This window comes from Algoriphagus machipongonensis (assembly GCF_000166275.1).
Classification (GTDB): Bacteria; Bacteroidota; Bacteroidia; order Cytophagales; family Cyclobacteriaceae; genus Algoriphagus; species Algoriphagus machipongonensis.
Genome location: NZ_CM001023.1, coordinates 2,286,558 through 2,304,671 on the forward strand (window position 1 = coordinate 2,286,558; position 18,114 = coordinate 2,304,671).

12 protein-coding genes are annotated in these 18,114 nt (G+C 38.9%); 5 read left to right on the forward strand and 7 right to left on the reverse strand.

From position 1 onward, the window contains the following. On the forward strand, positions 1-1,449 hold the full coding sequence (locus ALPR1_RS09610) for a TrkH family potassium uptake protein (protein WP_008200271.1): 1,449 nt from the start codon (positions 1-3) through the stop codon (positions 1,447-1,449). Here ALPR1_RS09610 and ALPR1_RS09615 read toward each other — a convergent pair. Continuing rightward, entirely contained in the window at positions 1,446-3,905 is a 2,460-nt protein-coding gene (locus tag ALPR1_RS09615; protein WP_008200272.1) for a ligase-associated DNA damage response DEXH box helicase, read from the reverse strand. The two genes, ALPR1_RS09610 and ALPR1_RS09615, sit on opposite strands and share 4 nt — an antisense overlap. 222 nt (positions 3,906-4,127) lie before the next feature. On the opposite strand from ALPR1_RS09615, the gene ALPR1_RS09620 reads away from it, so the two are divergent. After that, complete coding sequence (locus tag ALPR1_RS09620) at positions 4,128-4,595, forward strand: hypothetical protein (RefSeq protein ID WP_008200273.1); 468 nt, start codon at positions 4,128-4,130, stop codon at positions 4,593-4,595. Positions 4,596-4,766: 171 nt separating this feature from the next. On the opposite strand, the gene ALPR1_RS09625 is transcribed toward ALPR1_RS09620, so the two are convergent. The 5 genes from ALPR1_RS09625 to ALPR1_RS09645 all read right to left on the reverse strand — a co-directional run bounded on the left by ALPR1_RS09625 (position 4,767) and on the right by ALPR1_RS09645 (position 11,339). After that, positions 4,767-5,366, reverse strand: a complete 600-nt coding sequence (locus ALPR1_RS09625) for a hypothetical protein (RefSeq protein WP_008200274.1) — start codon at positions 5,364-5,366, stop codon at positions 4,767-4,769. Between the two features lie 13 nt (positions 5,367-5,379). Next, entirely contained in the window at positions 5,380-7,617 is a 2,238-nt protein-coding gene (locus ALPR1_RS09630) for a TonB-dependent receptor (protein ID WP_237701644.1), read from the reverse strand. Positions 7,618-7,868: 251 nt separating this feature from the next. Further along, positions 7,869-8,303: a hypothetical protein gene (locus tag ALPR1_RS09635; protein ID WP_008200277.1), complete on the reverse strand. Its 435-nt coding sequence runs from the start codon at positions 8,301-8,303 to the stop codon at positions 7,869-7,871. A gap of 65 nt (positions 8,304-8,368) precedes the next feature. Further along, entirely contained in the window at positions 8,369-9,550 is a 1,182-nt protein-coding gene (locus ALPR1_RS09640) for a class I SAM-dependent rRNA methyltransferase (RefSeq protein WP_008200280.1), read from the reverse strand. A 169-nt stretch (positions 9,551-9,719) separates the two neighbouring features. Beyond that, positions 9,720-11,339, reverse strand: coding sequence for an ABC-F family ATP-binding cassette domain-containing protein (locus ALPR1_RS09645; RefSeq protein ID WP_008200281.1), 1,620 nt, complete (start codon positions 11,337-11,339; stop codon positions 9,720-9,722). A 162-nt stretch (positions 11,340-11,501) separates the two neighbouring features. Between ALPR1_RS09645 and ALPR1_RS09650 the strand changes: the two genes are divergently transcribed. The 3 genes from ALPR1_RS09650 (at position 11,502) to galE (ending at position 15,702) form a co-directional block, all read left to right on the forward strand. Further along, the gene (locus tag ALPR1_RS09650) at positions 11,502-14,435 is read left to right on the forward strand and encodes a PKD domain-containing protein (RefSeq protein ID WP_237701645.1); all 2,934 of its coding nucleotides are present in this window, start codon (positions 11,502-11,504) and stop codon (positions 14,433-14,435) included. 2 nt (positions 14,436-14,437) lie between these two features. Further along, a complete protein-coding gene (locus ALPR1_RS21000; RefSeq protein WP_237701646.1) occupies positions 14,438-14,623 on the forward strand; it encodes a T9SS type B sorting domain-containing protein in 186 nt (61 codons plus the stop codon). 65 nt (positions 14,624-14,688) lie between these two features. Further along, entirely contained in the window at positions 14,689-15,702 is a 1,014-nt protein-coding gene (galE, locus tag ALPR1_RS09655; RefSeq protein ID WP_008200282.1) for a UDP-glucose 4-epimerase GalE, read from the forward strand. On the opposite strand, the gene ALPR1_RS09660 is transcribed toward galE, so the two are convergent. Next, entirely contained in the window at positions 15,703-18,015 is a 2,313-nt protein-coding gene (locus ALPR1_RS09660; protein ID WP_008200284.1) for a GH92 family glycosyl hydrolase, read from the reverse strand. Positions 18,016-18,114: the final 99 nt, after the last annotated feature.

An 18,114-nucleotide genomic window follows, 5' to 3' on the forward strand; every position in this document is an offset into this window, starting at 1 on the left:
ATGATTCATTTCAAAGAAATCGGGAAGATCATGGGAGCCCTTTTGGTTTTAATAGCCATCATGATGCTTCCTGGAATCGGGTTTTCTATACATTTTGAAGAAGATCCTTGGCCTATTCTGAGCTCTGCAGTGATTACCCTGATCATTGGTACCACTTTATTTTTCTCCTTTTCAAAACAGGATCAAAACATTCGGAAAAGAGAAGGGTATCTCATTGTGACTTTGAGCTGGATTTTTATGGCTGGCTTTGGGATGCTTCCTTTTATTCTAAGCCATGAAATCATCTCGTTTTCTGATGCCTTGTTCGAGACAACCTCAGGAATTACTACCACAGGAGCTTCCATATTAAACGATATTGAAGCCATGCCCAAAGGTTTACTATTCTGGAGAAGTATGCTTCAATGGATTGGTGGCTTAGGTATCATCGTATTGACAGTTGCGATTTTTCCGCTTTTGGGGATTGGTGGGATTGAGCTTTTTGTAGCTGAATCTCCGGGACCAACTTCTGATAAAGTTCACCCCAGAATATCAGAAACAGCGAAGCGTCTTTGGTATGTTTATGTGGGCTTGACCTTCGCAGCAACAATTCTTTATTGGGTTGGGGGAATGACTTTTTATGATGCCATTAATCATGCATTGACCACTTTGGCGACAGGAGGATTCTCTACCAAAAATGCCAGCATGGCTCATTTTGATTCCGCATTTATCCAGTATACCGCAATTGTTTTTATGTTCCTGGCAGGTACCAACTTTACAGTGATCTATTTTGGATTAGTTGGTCAGTTTAGGAAAGTATTAAAAAGTGATGAATTCAAAGCATATGCTTGTGTAGTTCTGGGAATCACTGTTGTCTTGTTTTTTCCAATTTATGCTCAAATTGGAACAGATGCTGAACTCGCTTTCAGGAACTCCATGTTTCAGGTAGTTTCCTTAATCACCACGACTGGGTTCGTTTCGGATGATTATACCCAATATGGTCAAGGTGTAACTTTCATTTGCTTTATCCTCCTCTTTGTAGGTGCGTCAGCTGGTTCAACTGCCGGTGGGATTAAGTTTGTGAGGCATTTGACCTTTTTTAAGAATTCCTATTTAGAGTTTAAAAGGTTGGTTCACCCCAGAGCTATTGTCCCTCTGATGATCAATGGCGATCGCGTGACTGGGAGAATTATCACTCATATCATGAACTTCTTGCTTCTTTATTTATTGATTTTTGTTTTTGGGGCTTTTGTTCTATCGATCATGGGGTATGACCTTCCCACTTCTCTTGGAGCAGTGGCTACTTGTTTAGGGAATGTGGGGCCGGCGATTGGTGACGTAGGACCGGTTGATAATTTTTCGTTCTTTTCTCCGGGTGCAAAGATCTTCCTTTCATTTATCATGCTTTTAGGAAGACTAGAGCTATTTACAATTCTGATCTTATTTACTCCATTTTTCTGGAGAGCAAATTAATCCTGAATTTGAAATTGGGATTGAATTTTTACGATTCGATCTTCTATGGACTCTGAAGAAATTGAGGTTCTACTCAGTCTATCTACCATTATGGGGAAAGAAAAAGGTGTAAACTGAACCGGATGCTTTACGATGATTTGTTGTCTATTGATTTTACGCATAGCATGCAACATCTTTTCCTGATCCATTTGTTGATTGATTGCTTCGGAATGCGCCTGTTTTAAAAGTAGATTCTCAGGATCATAGGATTCGAAAACCTGGAAAAGTAAGCTTGAATTGGCTTGAATGTGCTTAAAAGTGGTGGGTTTTCCCGGATACCCTTGAAATACTAAGCCGGCAATACTGGCAATCTCACGAAATTTTCTTCTAGCCATTTCACTTTCATTCACACAAACTCTAATATCCTCTAAAAGTTGGTTTAAGGAAAAAAGATCTTCTTCGAGAATTTCTTCTATTGGAACAGGGCTGTCAGAAAGGAGCTCAAACCCATAATCATTCATCGCGATGCTAAAGCTCACAGGATAATTTACACTAATCCTATAAGCTATTAAAGCGCTCATTAATTCATGAATCATTCTGCCTTCGAAGGGATAAAAGAAAAGATGAAATCCTTGTTCACTTTGTTGGGACTCAATCAAGAATGTGTCTTTATTAGGGACAATGGATAGTTTTTTCTGCAAATCTAGTACGGGCAGAACTTGAATGATTTCCTCCGAAATGTAATTGCCTTTGTTATACTCTTCTAATATTTCTCTGATTTTTTCGGATAGCTTGGAGGATAATGACATTCTAGCTCCCATCCAGGAAACCACATTACTGGTTTTTTTATTTGAGACTTTGACAATGGCATTCATGTCTTTTACCTGCAATAGTTCCAGACTTTTCCCTGCAAAGAAAAATCGCCCACCTATTTTCATTTTGGAAATAAAATATTCCTCTACACTTCCTAGGTAAGAACCATTTTTGAATTTCACTTTCATCATCGCTTCAGAGACAATTGTTCCCATGGACAATCGATGTTTCATAGCGATGCGTCTATTGGTTACTCGGTAGAGTCCATCTTCCTGTAAAGTGACTTTTAAAAAATCTTCATAACTCCCAAGTGAGGCTCCTCCTTTTGTGATGAAGTCAATCAACCAATCCATGTCATTTCTCGATAAACCTTCGAATGATTTGGTGCGGATTGCTACTTGGTAGATCTCTTCAGGATTTAGTCCTTCTCCAACTGCTAAGGTGACTAAAAATTGAATAAGCACATCATAAGGCAAAACTGGAGCATACTGAGACTCCATTTGATTCTTTTCTATTGCGTCCCTGAGAGCTGAAGCCTCAATTAATTCAAGTGAGTTGGTAGGGACAAAATAAATCTCTGAGGGAAGCCCCGGTTGGTGTCCTGACCTTCCAGCTCGTTGAATAAACCGAGAGACGCCTTTGGGACTCCCAACTTGAATCACGCGGTCTACGGGTCTAAAATCTACACCAAGATCTAAACTTGAGGTACATACGACTAATTTCAGTTTCCCCTCATGTAATGATTGCTCCACCCAAGCTCTCACTTTCATGTCCAATGAACCATGATGCATCGCTATCCATCCAGCCCAATCTGGTCTTGCATCCAAGATCTTTTGATACCAAATTTCTGTTTGCGAGCGCGTGTTGGTAAAGAGAAGTACTGTTTTTCCTTGTTCAATAATTGGGATCACTTGCTGAAGCATTTTGATTCCCAAGTGGCCTGCCCATGGATATCTTTCAATCTCTTCAGGAAATACCGAGTGAAGTACTATTTCCTTATCAATAGAGGCTTTAATGATATGAAGAGGAAGCTCATTGCCTAATAAAGCATGAGCAGTCTCCTCAAGATTTCCTACAGTGGCAGAGACTGCCCATCTTCTAAATTGATTGGGGCAAATTGATTGAATATATTCTAAAGCTAATTGAACTTGAACGCCTCTTTTATTACCAACTAATTCATGCCACTCATCCACCACGATCGCTTGAAGAGAGTTAAATAATCGCTTATGATCCTTCTGGGAAATGAGCACATGAAGTGTCTCTGGAGTAGTAATCAAACATTCTGGAGGGTGTTTTTTTAGTGCTGCACGTGTTTTTGCATCCGTATCTCCATTTCGTACAGCGACTTTCCAGGGAAGCTCTAAAGCATTACATACCTCTTGCATGGCCAATTGTATATCCTGTGCCAAAGCCCGAAGTGGAGTGACCCATATTAGCTGGATGCCATTTCTTTTAGGTTTTTTCCAGGTTTCAGGGTTATTCTTGATGTATTCTAAGATGACAGGAAACCATAAAGCAAAAGTTTTCCCAGATCCTGTTGGAGCATTTAAAAGGCCTGATTTTCCATCCAAATAGTCATTCCATGCTTCAATTTGAAATGGGAAAGGCTCCCAACCTTTACTCCGAAAATATTCATACCCTTTGTTGAGTCTCTTATCCTCCATGAATTTGATAGATCCGAATTGTTCTAATTTGAAAATGAGATAATTCTATTTGATATTCCATCTTTGGAAGATAATTGACGGAAAATAGTTATTTGAATTCCAATCCCAATATTAACAGCAAAGCATTTATTTGGTTTTGCATATTGAAATAGAAATAGCAATTTAGAAAAGAGAAACATATAGAAAATGATTTCGTTTCTTTTTGGAAAGAGATACTAAAGCATGAAAAAACTGATATTAGGCTTAGTCGTAGCAACCTTGTTTTTGGGTTGCATGAAAACTGAAAGACCCGATAGGTACACGAGGTCAATAGTATATGAACTACAGCAAACTAGTGAATATGAATACACGGGCGAATTGGTAGTAGGAGAACTGCCAAGTGGAGAGCTTGAGTTGGTGATTACTTTGAAAGGAGAGAAGGGGAGTACAGCAGTGAATTATCCTGCTCATTTACATTATGAGCCTTATGGTAATCCTGACGCAGCAATGGCAGCTATGTTAAACCCTGTTCGTGCAAGCAACTTAGTCAGTGCTACTATTTTAAATGAGTTGGGGAATGGAACTCCGATAAACTATGATAGTTTTCAAAATTTCAATGGGCATGTCAAAGTTCATTTGGCAAGCGAAGGGCCTGATTATGAGGTGATATTAGTGGCAGGGAATGTTGGCGCCAATGCAACCGGCTCCTGATCAGTAAAGCCAAATAAAAATTTCTTGAGCGAAAAATCTGTTGATGTGGAATAAACTTAATTTCCACGCCTCAGCAAATGAAAGTTAGGTGAAAAAAATCTTATTAGGCTCAGTTCGAGCGGAGTCAATGACCTTTCGACTCCGCTCAAGCTGAGTATCCTAATTATTTGTTTATTCTAAAACCAATGGGAATGTTAGATCAAGGTCTGTTTCCCCTCCAGCTTGAGTAAAGTTCTCAAAATTTGGGTTATCAGCTCCTGGGTAACTTTTATCCAAATCATGTCTTAGTACCAATCTCATATTTGCATTGTTTGAAACAGGATCTGTTGCCACTTCGATTGTACCGTTCAATCCAATCAATTCTCCTGATGGGTCGGCATAGGTATATGTTAATGCTGGTGTTCCCACAAATGCAGTTCCCAAGAAATAAAACTGGTGCTCGTCAGACTCTTCCTCTACTTCTTCTGTGATGTCTTCATCAGCAATTGAATTGTACAAAGAGATTTCCATTTTATAGGATTTTCCTTTGGTCAATGTAACAGTTTCTATTGATGGTGTTCCTAATTCAATACCTTGTGGGTCAGAGGCTACAAACTGAAATGGATCACCAATTGTTGCTCCAGTTCCATCAACTTCGGTAAAGATTAAAGTGACTTCTGTAATTACTTCTTCATCATTTTCTTCTACTGGATCATCACTCTCACAAGATGAAAATGTGAATGCCAAAAAAGTAGCAAGGATAAAAAAACGAATTCTTGATAAGTTGTTCATAGTATTAATTGGTTTAGAATTGGTAATTAATTTTTAATAAAATATTTCTTCCCATGTCATCAGTGAAGTACCTGAATCTGTTCATGTATTCTTTATAGGAAGTGTTGAAGATATTTTGAACTTGCAAGCCAAGGTTTAGCGTGTTGTCTTCTCCTATTTTAAGTTTTCTTTGATACCCAAGGTTAAATAGGGCATAACCTGGAGGTGCAGCAGCAAGGTCAAAATCTGGTTCCCTCTTTTGACGAGCGACCAACATATTGCTTAGTGTCAATTTATTGGTTTGATCAGAGGTTTCTGGGCCAAATTGATAAGCCAAGCCCCAATCCATTCTGTCCGATGGGATAAAGGGGAAGAAATTGTCTTCTTCTGTATTTTTGGCTCTGATGATAGAGCCTTTAGCATACCCACTAAGCTTCGTAGTAAACATATAGCTGCCAGAAAAATCCACTCCATAGAAGAAGGCATTGGCTTGCAGATATTCATATACATTAAATGTTCCTCTTAATGAGACATAAGTTTCATTCGTTGGGTTGAGGTAGATGTAATTGCTGATATTATTAGCATAGGCAGTTATCTCCAAATGAGTTCTGCTTCCGTCATACTCCAATTCATTCACCCATTTTAGAGACTTTTCGGAATTCAGGTCAGGGTCTCCAATTTCCACAGCTGCAGCGCCATGGTGTAAGCCTTGGCTAAATAATTCATTGACATTTGGAGGTCTCCATGCAGTACCCAGATTCGTATTGAAGGTGACACTTGGAGAGATTTGATACAAGCCTCCGATAAATGCCGAGAAATTATTATACATTAAATCAGCGGTTTCTAACTGAGAGTCTACAAATCTGGCTGTATTAACTGATCGGGTATCAAACCTTAATCCGCCTTCAATTTCCAACGGCCCTTTACTATATTTTTCTATTGCATACACCCCTAGATTCAACATGTCATAATTCGGAATCAAAGGAGTTACTCCTGTTCCGGGAATATTACTGTTAGCTTGTTGAATCCCATTAATACCAATGGTTCCACTCCATTCACTTTTAAGACTGTGCTGGTCTACAAATAGGTCTATTGTATTGGTGAATAATTCTAAATCCAGACTTGGCTTTTCATTTAAGTCGCCTCTTCTTTTATCAAACTCTTGTCTATAGTTTGCCTGAAAGCCATATTGAAAGTTTAATTTCCATTGATCACTGAGGTGATAGTGTGACTTTAACTTTGCCAAGTGATGTGATACCACCTGTTTGGGATTTATAATTTCATAAGTAAAGCCAGGGTCCGAAAAAGGTCTCCCATTCTCTATTATCGCTAAAAGATCATCCAAATTCCCTGTATGGGAATCTCTTAATATCCCCAAGCTCGTATTGAAGTAACTGTAATATCCTTCTACGCCTAATTTTGAACTGCTATAACCTAAAGAACCAGAGAAGTTCAATTCACTCAATCCAGTGTTACCCTGAAAATAATCTGGAGATTTAATGTTTCCACCTCTTTTTGCAGAGGCCTGAACTTGGTACCCTAAGCCTTTGATTTTATCTGAACCGTTAGCATGGGATATTGACACATTACCCATTCGCCCATTGGTACCGGTAGTTAAGTAGAGATTTGTTTTTGGGTCCTTTTTGGTAGGAATAGGAGCAGGGTTAACCAATATAACTCCTCCCATGGCTTCGGGGCCATAGCGGACAGTTTCTGCGCCTTTGATCACTGTGATTTCATTGGCTACAAACGGATCAATTTCTGGTGCATGTTCCGCACCCCATTGTTGACCTTCCAATCGGATTCCATTGTTTAGAATCATGATTCTATTACTGTGCATCCCATGAATGACAGGTTTAGAAATGCTATTTCCTGTAGAGAAAGTTGTTACCCCAGAAATTCTTTTCAGGCTTTCGCCAAGGTTCTCTCCCCTGGATTCCAAGAGAGCCTCACCATATAGGGCTGTCACAGATGTGGTAGTTTGAACTGCGAGCTTATGTCCATGAATCTCCACTCCACCTAAGCTCACGGATTCTTCCTCTAGTCGGTAAGTTTTGTTGAAATTGTTCGTACTGAGTTTTATGGTATCCTTTATTCCTTTGTGTCCTAGGTATTGAATGGTCAGAGCATAAGTGCCTTCACAGAGATCTTTGACTACGAAATTTCCATTCTCGTCAGATACAGCTCCTGAAGCGCTTTCCACTACCCAGATATATGCAGCTTCAATTGGATCGTTATTTTCAAGGTGTAATATTTTCCCTCTGATAGCCAAATTACAATTTTGACTAAAGGCACTTGATGCCTGGAGGAATAGTATTGATAAAATGGCCGCTTGTATAAATTTCACAAGACAAAAGTAGAATCGTATTTCTGCAAAAACTAGCTTAAATGTAACAAAGTTGCAAAAATATGAAAAAAGCTGTCATAAGCTATTCTAATGGTCAGAATAGCGGACGGGTTGTTTACACCTGAAAAAGAAAAAGTCCGACATTTCTGACGGACTTAGATAGAAAGCTTTGATTTTTAGCCCAACCAAACAGACCAAGGAATTCTTGAAAGTAGCAATAGTAAACCAATTGCATACATCATGTAAATACTACGGAATCTAGACCTTGGTATAGATCCTTTCTTAGCTTTAATATACCCGATACTGATTACTACGATGGCAATAATGTTGATAAGAGGGTGTTCTACAGCCATAAGCCTGGTAGCAGGGTCGGACATAGCCGAACCAGATTTTAGCATTTCGAATCCTAAAGGGCTTACGAAATACAAAATCAACCCAACCGTCAATTGAATATGAGAAAGAATGAATCCGATTAAAGCAATTTTTCTATCCTTCTCTAAAAACTCTTTGTTGGAAAGAGATCCCAGTAAGGCGTAAATCACAATAACGATAAGTGCTAATAGGACTAGATAGGCGAGTCCTGAATGTAAATGTTGTAATCCTGTGTACATGATCTAAAATTTTGATGAGTGAAAATAGCTGAAAACTGGATAGGATTTATCAGAAATTGCAGGAATTACTCCACATAGAGCACAAGTCCTTTTAAATATTCAGTTTCTGGGTGAAATATATTCACGGGATGGTCTGCCGGTTGGCTCATTTGATGAAGGACTTTGACATTCCTGTTACATTCTAATGCAGCTGCAGTAATTGTATTTCTGAATAAATTTTTATCAACTACCTGACTGCAGGAAAAGGTAAAGAGGATCCCTCCTGATTTTATTTTCTTTAATGCTTCAATGTTAAGTCGCTTATATGCTTGAACGGCATTATGTCGAGCTTTGATGTTTTTGGCAAATGCAGGAGGGTCTAATACGATGAGGTCATAGTCATCTCCAATTTCCCTGATGTATTTAACTACATCTGCCACTTTGGACTCGTGTTCTCCTTTGATTTTCGGGTTTAATTGAATGTTTTCCTCTGTCAATTCAATTGCTTTTGGAGAGATATCCACAGAATGAACTTCTTTAGCACCTTCTAATAAAGCCAAAACCGAAAATCCTCCTGAATAACAAAAAGTGTTTAAAACTTTTTTTCCTTTAGAGTAAGAAGCGAGAAGTTTTCTGTTTTCTCGCTGATCAATAAAAAAACCGGTCTTTTGACCTTTTTCCCAGTCTATTTTGTATGTAGCCCCATACTCCTGAACCAAATCAGTTTTTGGTTCTCCTAGAATCCATTCATTGGAATTAATTCCCAAATTTTTGGGAAGAGTTTCAGCGCTTTTGTCAAATACTCCTGAAACTCCATCACCGTAGACGGATTTTATTGCGGCTGCGATTTCTTTAATATGAGCATGCATTCCGACATGATGTGCTTGAATAACTGCAGTGCCATGGTAAAAATCAATGATCAATCCTGGTAATAGATCGCCTTCTCCGTGAATCAAACGATAAACATTCGTCTCTTCATTGTCCGTCAAACCAAGACTCTTTCTCAATTCATATGCTGCCTTGATTTTTTCGTTCCAGAAACTCTGGTCTATGACTCTTTCTTGGAAGGAAATAATCCTGACCATAATGGAGCCGTGGGAGAAATGCCCAATCCCTAAAAATTCATTTCTTGATGAAATGACTGAAACCAAATCACCATTTTGAAGATGATCATCTTTTTGCTGAATGGCACCTGAAAACACCCAATGATGCTTTCTTTTCAGTGAAATTTCTTTTCCTTTCTTTAAGATGATTTGTGGGTAACTCATTGTTGTTTATAGAGAAAACTGAAAAACCTTTGATTTTGATGATAGCTATTAAGTCCTTAAAAGTCAGATTTATATAATTATCATCCAACTTGTCTAAACAGAATTGGCTCCAAAAATCAATTTGGAGCCAATTCTTAATATTTAATGTTTTAGCATCTATGAGTTAAAATTAACCCTTGCCGTACATTTTCTCTCTGATTCCTTTAATTTCCTCAGAGTTTAAATAATCATCATATGGCATTCTTCTATCGATCGTTCCGTTTGGAGTAAACTCTACAATTCTATTGGCAGATGATTGAACAAATGCGTGGTCATAAGAAGACATTAATACTGTTCCAGTGAAATCTACTACTGCATTATCAAAAGCGGTAATAGATTCCAGATCTAGGTGGTTGGTAGGCTCATCCATTACCAAAAGGTTTGGATTCTGAAGCATCATTTTTGAAATCATACAACGTACTTTTTCACCCCCAGAAAGGACACTACATTTTTTGAGAGACTCCTCACCTGTAAAAAGCATTCTTCCTAAGAATGTTCTTACATATGCCTCTTCTTGGTTGGTTGAATATTGCTTAAGCCAATCAATCAAGTTTAGGTTATTGTTGAAATATTCGGAGTTATCGTTAGGCAAATAGGCTTTATTGATAGTTACACCCCATTTCATACTTCCTTTTTGAACAGGGATTTCCTCCATGATCGTTTGGAAGAATTTATTGACAGCTTGCTTGGTTTTTGAAATAAATGCGATTTTATCTCCTTTATCCACCATTAGATTGACATCGGTGAAATAAGTCACGCCATCTTGTTTTAATTCCAGATTTTCTGTCATGAAAATCTGATCGCCAGCTTCTCTTTCTGGCTTGAAAATGATTCCTGGATATTTTCTCATTGATGGTTCGATATCATCAATGTTCAGCTTTTCAATCATTTTTTTACGAGCCGTAGCTTGCTTTGACTTCGCTACGTTTGCAGAGAATCGATCAATAAAGGCCTGTAGTTCTTTTTTCTTGTCTTCTGCTTTCTTATTTGCATCAGATCTTTGTTTCAAGGCTAATTGAGAAGATTCGTACCAGAAAGTATAGTTACCGGAGAAAATCTTGATTTTACCAAAATCAATATCTACGATGTGAGTAGAAACGGCATCCAAGAAGTGTCTATCGTGTGATACTACAATTACCAAGTTCTTGAAGTCCAAAAGGAAATTTTCAAGCCATTCGATGGTATCTGCATCCAGGTCGTTGGTAGGCTCATCGAGAATAAGAATATCAGGATTTCCAAATAAAGCCTGAGCAAGTAATACCCGTACTTTTTGGTTACCTGCTAATTGGTTCATTGGGAGATAATGCAAATCTTCTGTGATACCAAGGCCTGATAAAAGTGCCGCTGCATCCGATTCAGCATTCCAACCATCCATTTCAGCGAAGTCTGCTTCAAGCTGAGAAGCACGAAGACCATCTTCTTCAGAGAAATCCTCTTTCATATAGATGGCATCTTTCTCCTCCATGATAGCATAAAGGGTTTTGTGACCCATTAATACCGTCTTCAACACTTCCACCTCATCAAAAGCAAAGTGATTTTGACTTAAGACAGCCATCCTTTGTCCAGGAGTAATATTCACTGCACCACTCGTGCTGTCCATTTCACCGGAAAGGATTTTTAAAAATGTTGACTTTCCAGCTCCGTTTGCACCGATAACTCCATAGCAGTTTCCAGGAGTGAATTTTAGTGAAACATCATCGAAAAGAGTTCTTTTTCCAAACTTGAGTGAAAGATTATCTACTGAAATCATATAGGCTTTTCTTCTAATTAAGGCGCAAAGATAAGGATTAAATTTTTGTCTGTTAAGCCTGTGACTAACAACTGAACATCAAAATAGCGCTATCTGTAGATAAAATGATTTTTTGTTTGGAATGATGGTTATATTCAAGAATTAATACCTTGAGGGTATCCTATGAGGAAAATTTTACTTCGATCTATAATTATTTTGATGAGCTTTTATTGCTCATTTCAAGCCCAAGCCCAAACCTCAACAATTGGGAAAGAATTTTGGGTGGGTTTTATGGATAACAATAGAATTTTACCTGATGCTCCAGATCAAGGGGTAATTGTTATTTCTGCCAATGAAGATGCCACAGGAGTAATTGAATATAGAGGGAGAACGGTGAATTTTTCTATTTCCCAAGGAGAGCAATTCACTCATACTATTTTATCTTCTGACATAGATATGCATCATAGGTTTTCTGGAGTAATAGAAAATAAAGGGATTTATATCAGTTCAAGTGGGAAAATCTCTGTTTACGCTTTTAATGAGCGTTTTCGTTCTGCTGATGGAACGGTGGTTTTGCCTATAGAAACACTGGGTAAAGACTATCTCGTAACCTCACATTATGAATTGATGACGGTTCCGGTTGGTTTTAACCCAAACAATAATGATGAAAGCCAATTACTGGTAGTGGCTACGGAAGATGATACAGAAATAGAAATCACTTCCTCGGTTTTTGCTTTTGGAAATAACGATCCGGGAATCCCATTTACCATCACTTTGGATAGAGGTCAAAGCTATCAGCTAAAAGCCAAAGATGATCTTACAGGATCAAGGATTCGGGTGATTGGAGAGACAGCCAACAGTTGTAAAAAGATTGCCGTTTTTGGCGGAAATAAATGGACCACTGTTGGTAATTGTGGTGGGGCTCCAGATAATTTGTTTCAGCAAACTTATCCGACCTCTAGCTGGGGAAGCTCTTTTGTACATGTGGCCTTAGATGGTAGGACCTCAGGAGAATTAGTGAAAGTTTTAGCTTCCGAGGATAATACAGATGTATTTGTGAAAGGGGATAATGTAGGGCAGATCAATGCTGGAGAATTTTTGACTCTTGATTTTAAGAAAAATGAATCAGCAAAAATTGAGACTTCGAAACCTTCTAGTGTGACGGTTTTTTCTAAGAGTCAAGAGTGTAATGAGGAAAACACCTTCAATTATCAAGATGGGGATCCTTTTATGATTACTTACAGCCCCAGTGAGCAATTTTTGAAAGAAATCCGATTCAACGCCATGAGTCTGCCTTCCATCGTTTCTCATTTCTTGAACATTGTGGTAAAGACTGGGACTGAAGATTTAACCTTCTTGGACGGAAAAGCTATTGGTCATAATTTCTCTCCAGTACCGGGAGATGCCTCTTATTCTTTTGCAAGAATGAAAATTAATCAAGGAATTCATCGGATTTCAAACATAGAAGGCTTTGCAGGATATGTTTATGGTTTTGGGTATTTGGAATCCTATGGTTACGCTGTAGGGGCTGCTTTGGATAACCTAAATTTTGAGACTGAGGTAGAGTATGATTTTGATGTCGAGGGAGAGAAAGTAGCTTGTCTTGGTCAGGAAGGTAATTGGATAATTAACCCCGAAAATCCTTCATTCACCTATTTTGTTTGGGATTTTGGCGATGGATCTGAGATGAAAGAAGGTAGGGAAGTCTCTCATGTTTTTGAAGAACCCGGAACCTATGAGGTGAATGTGATAGCATCACTCAGCCCAACTTCATGTGATGGTCAAGAGGAGATCAACTTTGAAGTAGTGGTTCAACCCTTTCCAGAAGAATTGGAAATTGTGGGGGCGGAAGCGGTTTGCCCTGAAGTTGAGGAACAGGTTTATAAGCTTTCCAGCCTTGAAGGGATTTCAAGTGTAGATTTTGAAGTGTTGGGAGGTGAGATTTTGATGGATTATGGAGATTCCGTTTTAGTAAGTTGGGGAGAGGAAAACACGAATGCCGAAATTTTGGCTATTCCCTATACGGAAAATGGTTGCCCAGGAGAGCAATTATCGCTTGGGATCACTATCTCTAAAATTATTGATATTGAATTAGCTGAAGGAGAACTCCAAGTTTGCTTTGATGGGAATCCGCATAGTTATACAGCACCAAGTTTTGCCCCGGGGAGAATAATTGAATGGACTGTGACGGGAGGGACAATACTGGAAGGACAAGGAGAAAAGACCGTAAATGTTCTTTGGGATCAACCAGGCATTACGGGAATCCTAACTTATTCTCTTCAAAACTCAATTGATAATACCTGTGGAGGAGTTTCTTCGGATCTTTTGGTGGAAGTTGCAGATGTATTCGAAGGGAATGTGGTTTCGAATATTCCCGTATCATGCTTTGGTGGCGATAATGGAGAAGTCGAGATCGAAATACTTGGTGGTATAGAACCTTATGTGATTTCTTGGTCACATGATCCCTCATTAAATTCCAAAACAGCCACTTCACTACCTGCAGGTACTTACCAAGTGACTGTAACAGATGATAAAGGTTGTCAAATTACCTTGGATGATATCATTATTACTGAGCCAAATTTATTGGAGTTGGAGAATATTAATACCGTTGCTGCTTCTTGCTTTGGAAAAGATGATGGAGAATTACTGCTCGAAATATCAGGTGGAGTTGCTCCTTACACATATGAACGTGAGGGGTCAAATACCTTTTCTGGAAATCTAGCCCTAAATGATATGAGTCCTGGAACTTATAATTGGGATATAGTAGATGCGAATGGCTGTATTTTACCCGTTAGTTTTGAAATTACTTCTCCTCCAGCATTGGATGTGGAGATTAGATTAGAAAAGCCAGCTTGCCCAGGAGGAAGTAATGGGGAACTATTAGCTTTCCCCCAAGGCGGAATCGCTCCTTATGTTTACACTTGGGAAGATCCATCAGGCCTAGGAAATCAATTAACCGGGGTAGGGAAGGGTACCTATAACCTTTCAGTTTTGGATGCTCTGGGTTGTGTAAGTATAGGAGTAGGCGTAGTAAAAGAAACTGCTCCTGATGTAAGGATGCCCACAGGTTACAATCCTGAGGAAGGTGTTTTCAAGGGGTGTCAAATTGTGAGGTGACCATGGAACTTTGGATTTATAACCGTTGGGGACAACTGATCTTTTCTGGAGCTGAAGGCTGGGATGGTCAAATTTCAGGAGAGGAAGCGCCTACAGGAACTTATACTTATTTGGTGCGTTATTCATTTCCACTGGATGGAAGTATTCAATCCAAAGAAAAACGAGGAGCTTTCACATTAATCCGTTGAAATCTGATTTTTTTTGGGTGGAGTAAGCAGATTTAGATAGTTTTGCTAGCTAAAATTTTTAAGCAATGAATAAAATATTGATCACTGGGGGAGCAGGATATATTGGTTCCCATACGGCAGTGGAACTTGTAAAAGCTGGGCTTGAGCCTATTATATTGGACGATTTTTCTAACTCCCAAAAAAGTGTTTTGGGTAGCCTTGAGGAGATTATTGGGAAACCGGTGATCTGCTTTGAGGGAGATTGCAATGATAAAGACATTTTAGAGGAAATTTATTCCCAACATAAATTTGTTGGTGTAATTCATTTTGCGGCATTTAAGGCTGTGGGTGAAAGTACTTCTGAGCCATTGAAATATTACAGGAATAATGTAGGGTCTTTAGTTGTTTTGTTAGGCTTTATGCAGGAAAAAGGGATTAAGAATATTGTGTTTTCTTCCTCTTGTACTGTTTATGGTCAGCCGGATAAACTGCCAGTCACTGAATCCACTCCAAGGAAAGATGCTGAAAGTCCTTACGGTAATACCAAGAAGATATGTGAAGATATTTTAGTGGATTTTGTGAAAAGCAAAGCTGGTGTGAAGGTCGTTTCATTACGATATTTCAACCCTGTTGGCGCACATCCAAGTGGTAAAATCGGTGAGTTACCAAATGGCACTCCAAACAACCTTGTTCCTTTCGTTACCCAAACGGCAGCTGGAATACGTGAAAAGATTACTGTGTTTGGAGATGATTATGATACTATTGACGGAAGTTGTATTCGTGATTTTATCCATGTGATGGACTTAGCGGATGCTCATGTAAAGGCTTTGGGTTACCTGGATAAGCAAGAAGATAATTTTTATGATGTGTTTAATGTTGGGACCGGAAATGGAAATTCGGTTCTTGAAATCATCAAAACATTCGAAAAAGTAAATCGAATCAAACTTAATTATTCCATTGGTCCAAGACGAGATGGAGATGTAGTGAAAATTTGGGCTGATACGACTAAAATCAATACAGTGTTAGGCTGGACTCCTCAATATTCTCTGGAAGATTCCTTAAGAGATTCATGGAATTGGGAGAAAGGCTTGAGCCACTAATTAGCGTTGGTTTGGTGTTGGACTCATCTCTAACACCAATTCACCTCCGCTGATGATTTGCTGATGTCTTAGCTCCAATTGATTTAATCCTTCTCCATTAAACTCGGCTGATTTCACATGGATATTATCTGGCTGATTGTTTAGGGTCTTGATGATGAAATTCCCTCCCGGATAATAATTAGGGTTTAATTGTATGGATATTTCATCAAAGATGGGACTTCCGATTTGATAGGATGGGTTTTCTTCGGTTCCTCCATTCATTTGAAATAGTCCCACTTTCATTAAAACAGCTAAGCTTCCCATCAGACCTTGGTCCTCATCCCCATTATATCCTGAATTCGGGCTTAATTCTGAATACACTCTATCTACAATGGCACGAGTCCAAAAATGAGTGAGGTCAGGTCTCCCTAACTTTTGGAATATAAATGCGGTTTGAATTGAGGGCTGATTACCATAATTGATTGGAATTCTACGGTATTCAGGATGAGCCTCTTGAGAATGAGAAGTTCCAGAAGTGAAACCTTGTTTTTCGGAAGTAATAAAAGATTCATTTAAGCGATCAATTGCCTTTTCTTTTCCTCCCATTAATTCAGCTAATCCATCCAGGTCATGGGGTACAAACCAGGTAGCCTGGCTTCCATTAGCTTCATTAAAACCTGCATTGTATTGGTAGGGATCAAAAGGAGTTTTCCACTCCCCGGAAACATTTCTAGGACGCATCCAGCCAGTCTCCGAATCATACACATTTTGATAATATCTCGCCCTTTCCATGAATTCTGAGTAAGCCTCAGAGTCACCCATTTGTTTTGCAAGTTGAGCCAAAGTCCAATCTTGATAGGCATATTCTAGCGTCAAGCTTGGACCATCTTGATGTGCTCCAAATCTTCCTTCAGGAATCGGCCAAGGAACAAATCCGTTTTTAAGATAATATTGAAATCCTCCGCCCAATAAAGTATTGTGTTCGTATCCAGCTTTCTCCATAATCCCACCAGATCTATGGTTTTTAAGTAGGCCTTCGTAGGCCATCTGTATATCAAAGCCTCTAATTCCTTTTTGGTATGCGCTCACAATAAAAGGTGTGCTAGAAGCTCCTGTCATCACATATGTGTAATTTCCTCCAGATGGTCCTCTAGGGATTAAACCACCATCTTGGTAGTATAGCAACATAGAATTAACGAATTCTTCAGTGATTTCAGGATAAACAAGGTGCCAGAGGGTGTTGATCGTCCATTGTGCTCCCCAGAATGAATCGGAATTAAAATGTCTATGCTTGGGCTTTCCTGCATTGTCTAAAGGGATTTGTTTAACCAAGTGCTTGCCAGATGTCATATCTGCGTACTTCCCGTCAACATCACTTATCGTTCTTCTCCCTTGTAGTGCATGCCATAAATCGGTATAAAACCTTTTCTGGGATTTTTCAGAACCACCTGAAACTTTAATCCTTGAGAGGTAAGAGTTCCATTCCTCAAAAGATTCATTTTTTACTTTCTCAAAGTCCCAATGGTTTAATTCTGTATCCATATTCAATAATGCCTGTTCAGCACTAACATAGGAAATCCCGATTTTCATTAGAAGTTCGCTTGAGCTGTTATCAAAAGAAAAAATTAACCCAGAATCTGAGCCTTTTATTTCTGCTAAGTTGGGAGTGACCTCATTTGGGTTCCAGCCTTCCATATCCTGAACAGCACGATTAAATTTTATGGCAAAAAACACAGGAGTTTCAAAAGGTCTTCTAGAAGTAGAGCCATTGATGATATGTCCCTGAAATGCCATTGAGGAAGATTGCTTGATTGAACCATCAATGATGGCTGAAGGACCCAGCATGCTTCCGATTCGTAGCAAGACTTGTTGTTTTCCTTCTTCCTCAAAATGATATCGATGAAAGCCTGTTCGAAGGGTGGAGGTAAGTTCAACTTGAACTCTATATCGATCTAAATAAACCTGATGATATCCTGGTTTTACTATCTCCTTTGAATGGTTAAATGGAGATCCAAAATCCCTAGAGTCAGATAATGAAAAATCCACTAAAGGCATTACTGAGATTCCGGATAACTGCCAGGCATGAATATGGCTAAATCCTTTGATGGAGTCACTTTCATATCGATAACCACTTCCCCAGGCACCTTCCACATCAGTGTCAGGACTTAGGTTGACCATCCCAAAGGGTCTACTGGCAGAATTGAAGAAAAACCATCTTGAATTTTTACTATCTGCCAGAGGGTAGACCAAATCTACAGGGGATGTCGGTTTTTGAGCAAATAGGAAAGTGGAACAAAGAACTAAAACGAAAGTAATTCCGTGTCGAATATTCATTTTCTTTTTGGGAGATATTGCTAGTTGAAATAATTCAAGAATAAAGAAACGAAAAAGAAGAGCGAAACTCTAAGCTTAAATACGGAATGGATTTCAGAA

Bases quoted from the DNA above. Each gene is read 5' to 3' on its own strand.
- ALPR1_RS09610 (WP_008200271.1), top strand. From the start codon at position 1: ATGATTCATTTCAAAGAAATCGGGAAGATCATGGGAGCCCTTTTGGTT.
- ALPR1_RS09615 (WP_008200272.1), bottom strand. From the start codon at position 3,905: ATGGAGGATAAGAGACTCAACAAAGGGTATGAATATTTTCGGAGTAAA.
- ALPR1_RS09620 (WP_008200273.1), top strand. From the start codon at position 4,128: ATGAAAAAACTGATATTAGGCTTAGTCGTAGCAACCTTGTTTTTGGGT.
- ALPR1_RS09625 (WP_008200274.1), bottom strand. From the start codon at position 5,366: ATGAACAACTTATCAAGAATTCGTTTTTTTATCCTTGCTACTTTTTTG.
- ALPR1_RS09635 (WP_008200277.1), bottom strand. From the start codon at position 8,303: ATGTACACAGGATTACAACATTTACATTCAGGACTCGCCTATCTAGTC.
- ALPR1_RS09640 (WP_008200280.1), bottom strand. From the start codon at position 9,550: ATGAGTTACCCACAAATCATCTTAAAGAAAGGAAAAGAAATTTCACTG.
- ALPR1_RS09645 (WP_008200281.1), bottom strand. From the start codon at position 11,339: ATGATTTCAGTAGATAATCTTTCACTCAAGTTTGGAAAAAGAACTCTT.
- ALPR1_RS09650 (WP_237701645.1), top strand. From the start codon at position 11,502: ATGAGGAAAATTTTACTTCGATCTATAATTATTTTGATGAGCTTTTAT.
- ALPR1_RS21000 (WP_237701646.1), top strand. From the start codon at position 14,438: ATGGAACTTTGGATTTATAACCGTTGGGGACAACTGATCTTTTCTGGA.
- galE (WP_008200282.1), top strand. From the start codon at position 14,689: ATGAATAAAATATTGATCACTGGGGGAGCAGGATATATTGGTTCCCAT.
- ALPR1_RS09660 (WP_008200284.1), bottom strand. From the start codon at position 18,015: ATGAATATTCGACACGGAATTACTTTCGTTTTAGTTCTTTGTTCCACT.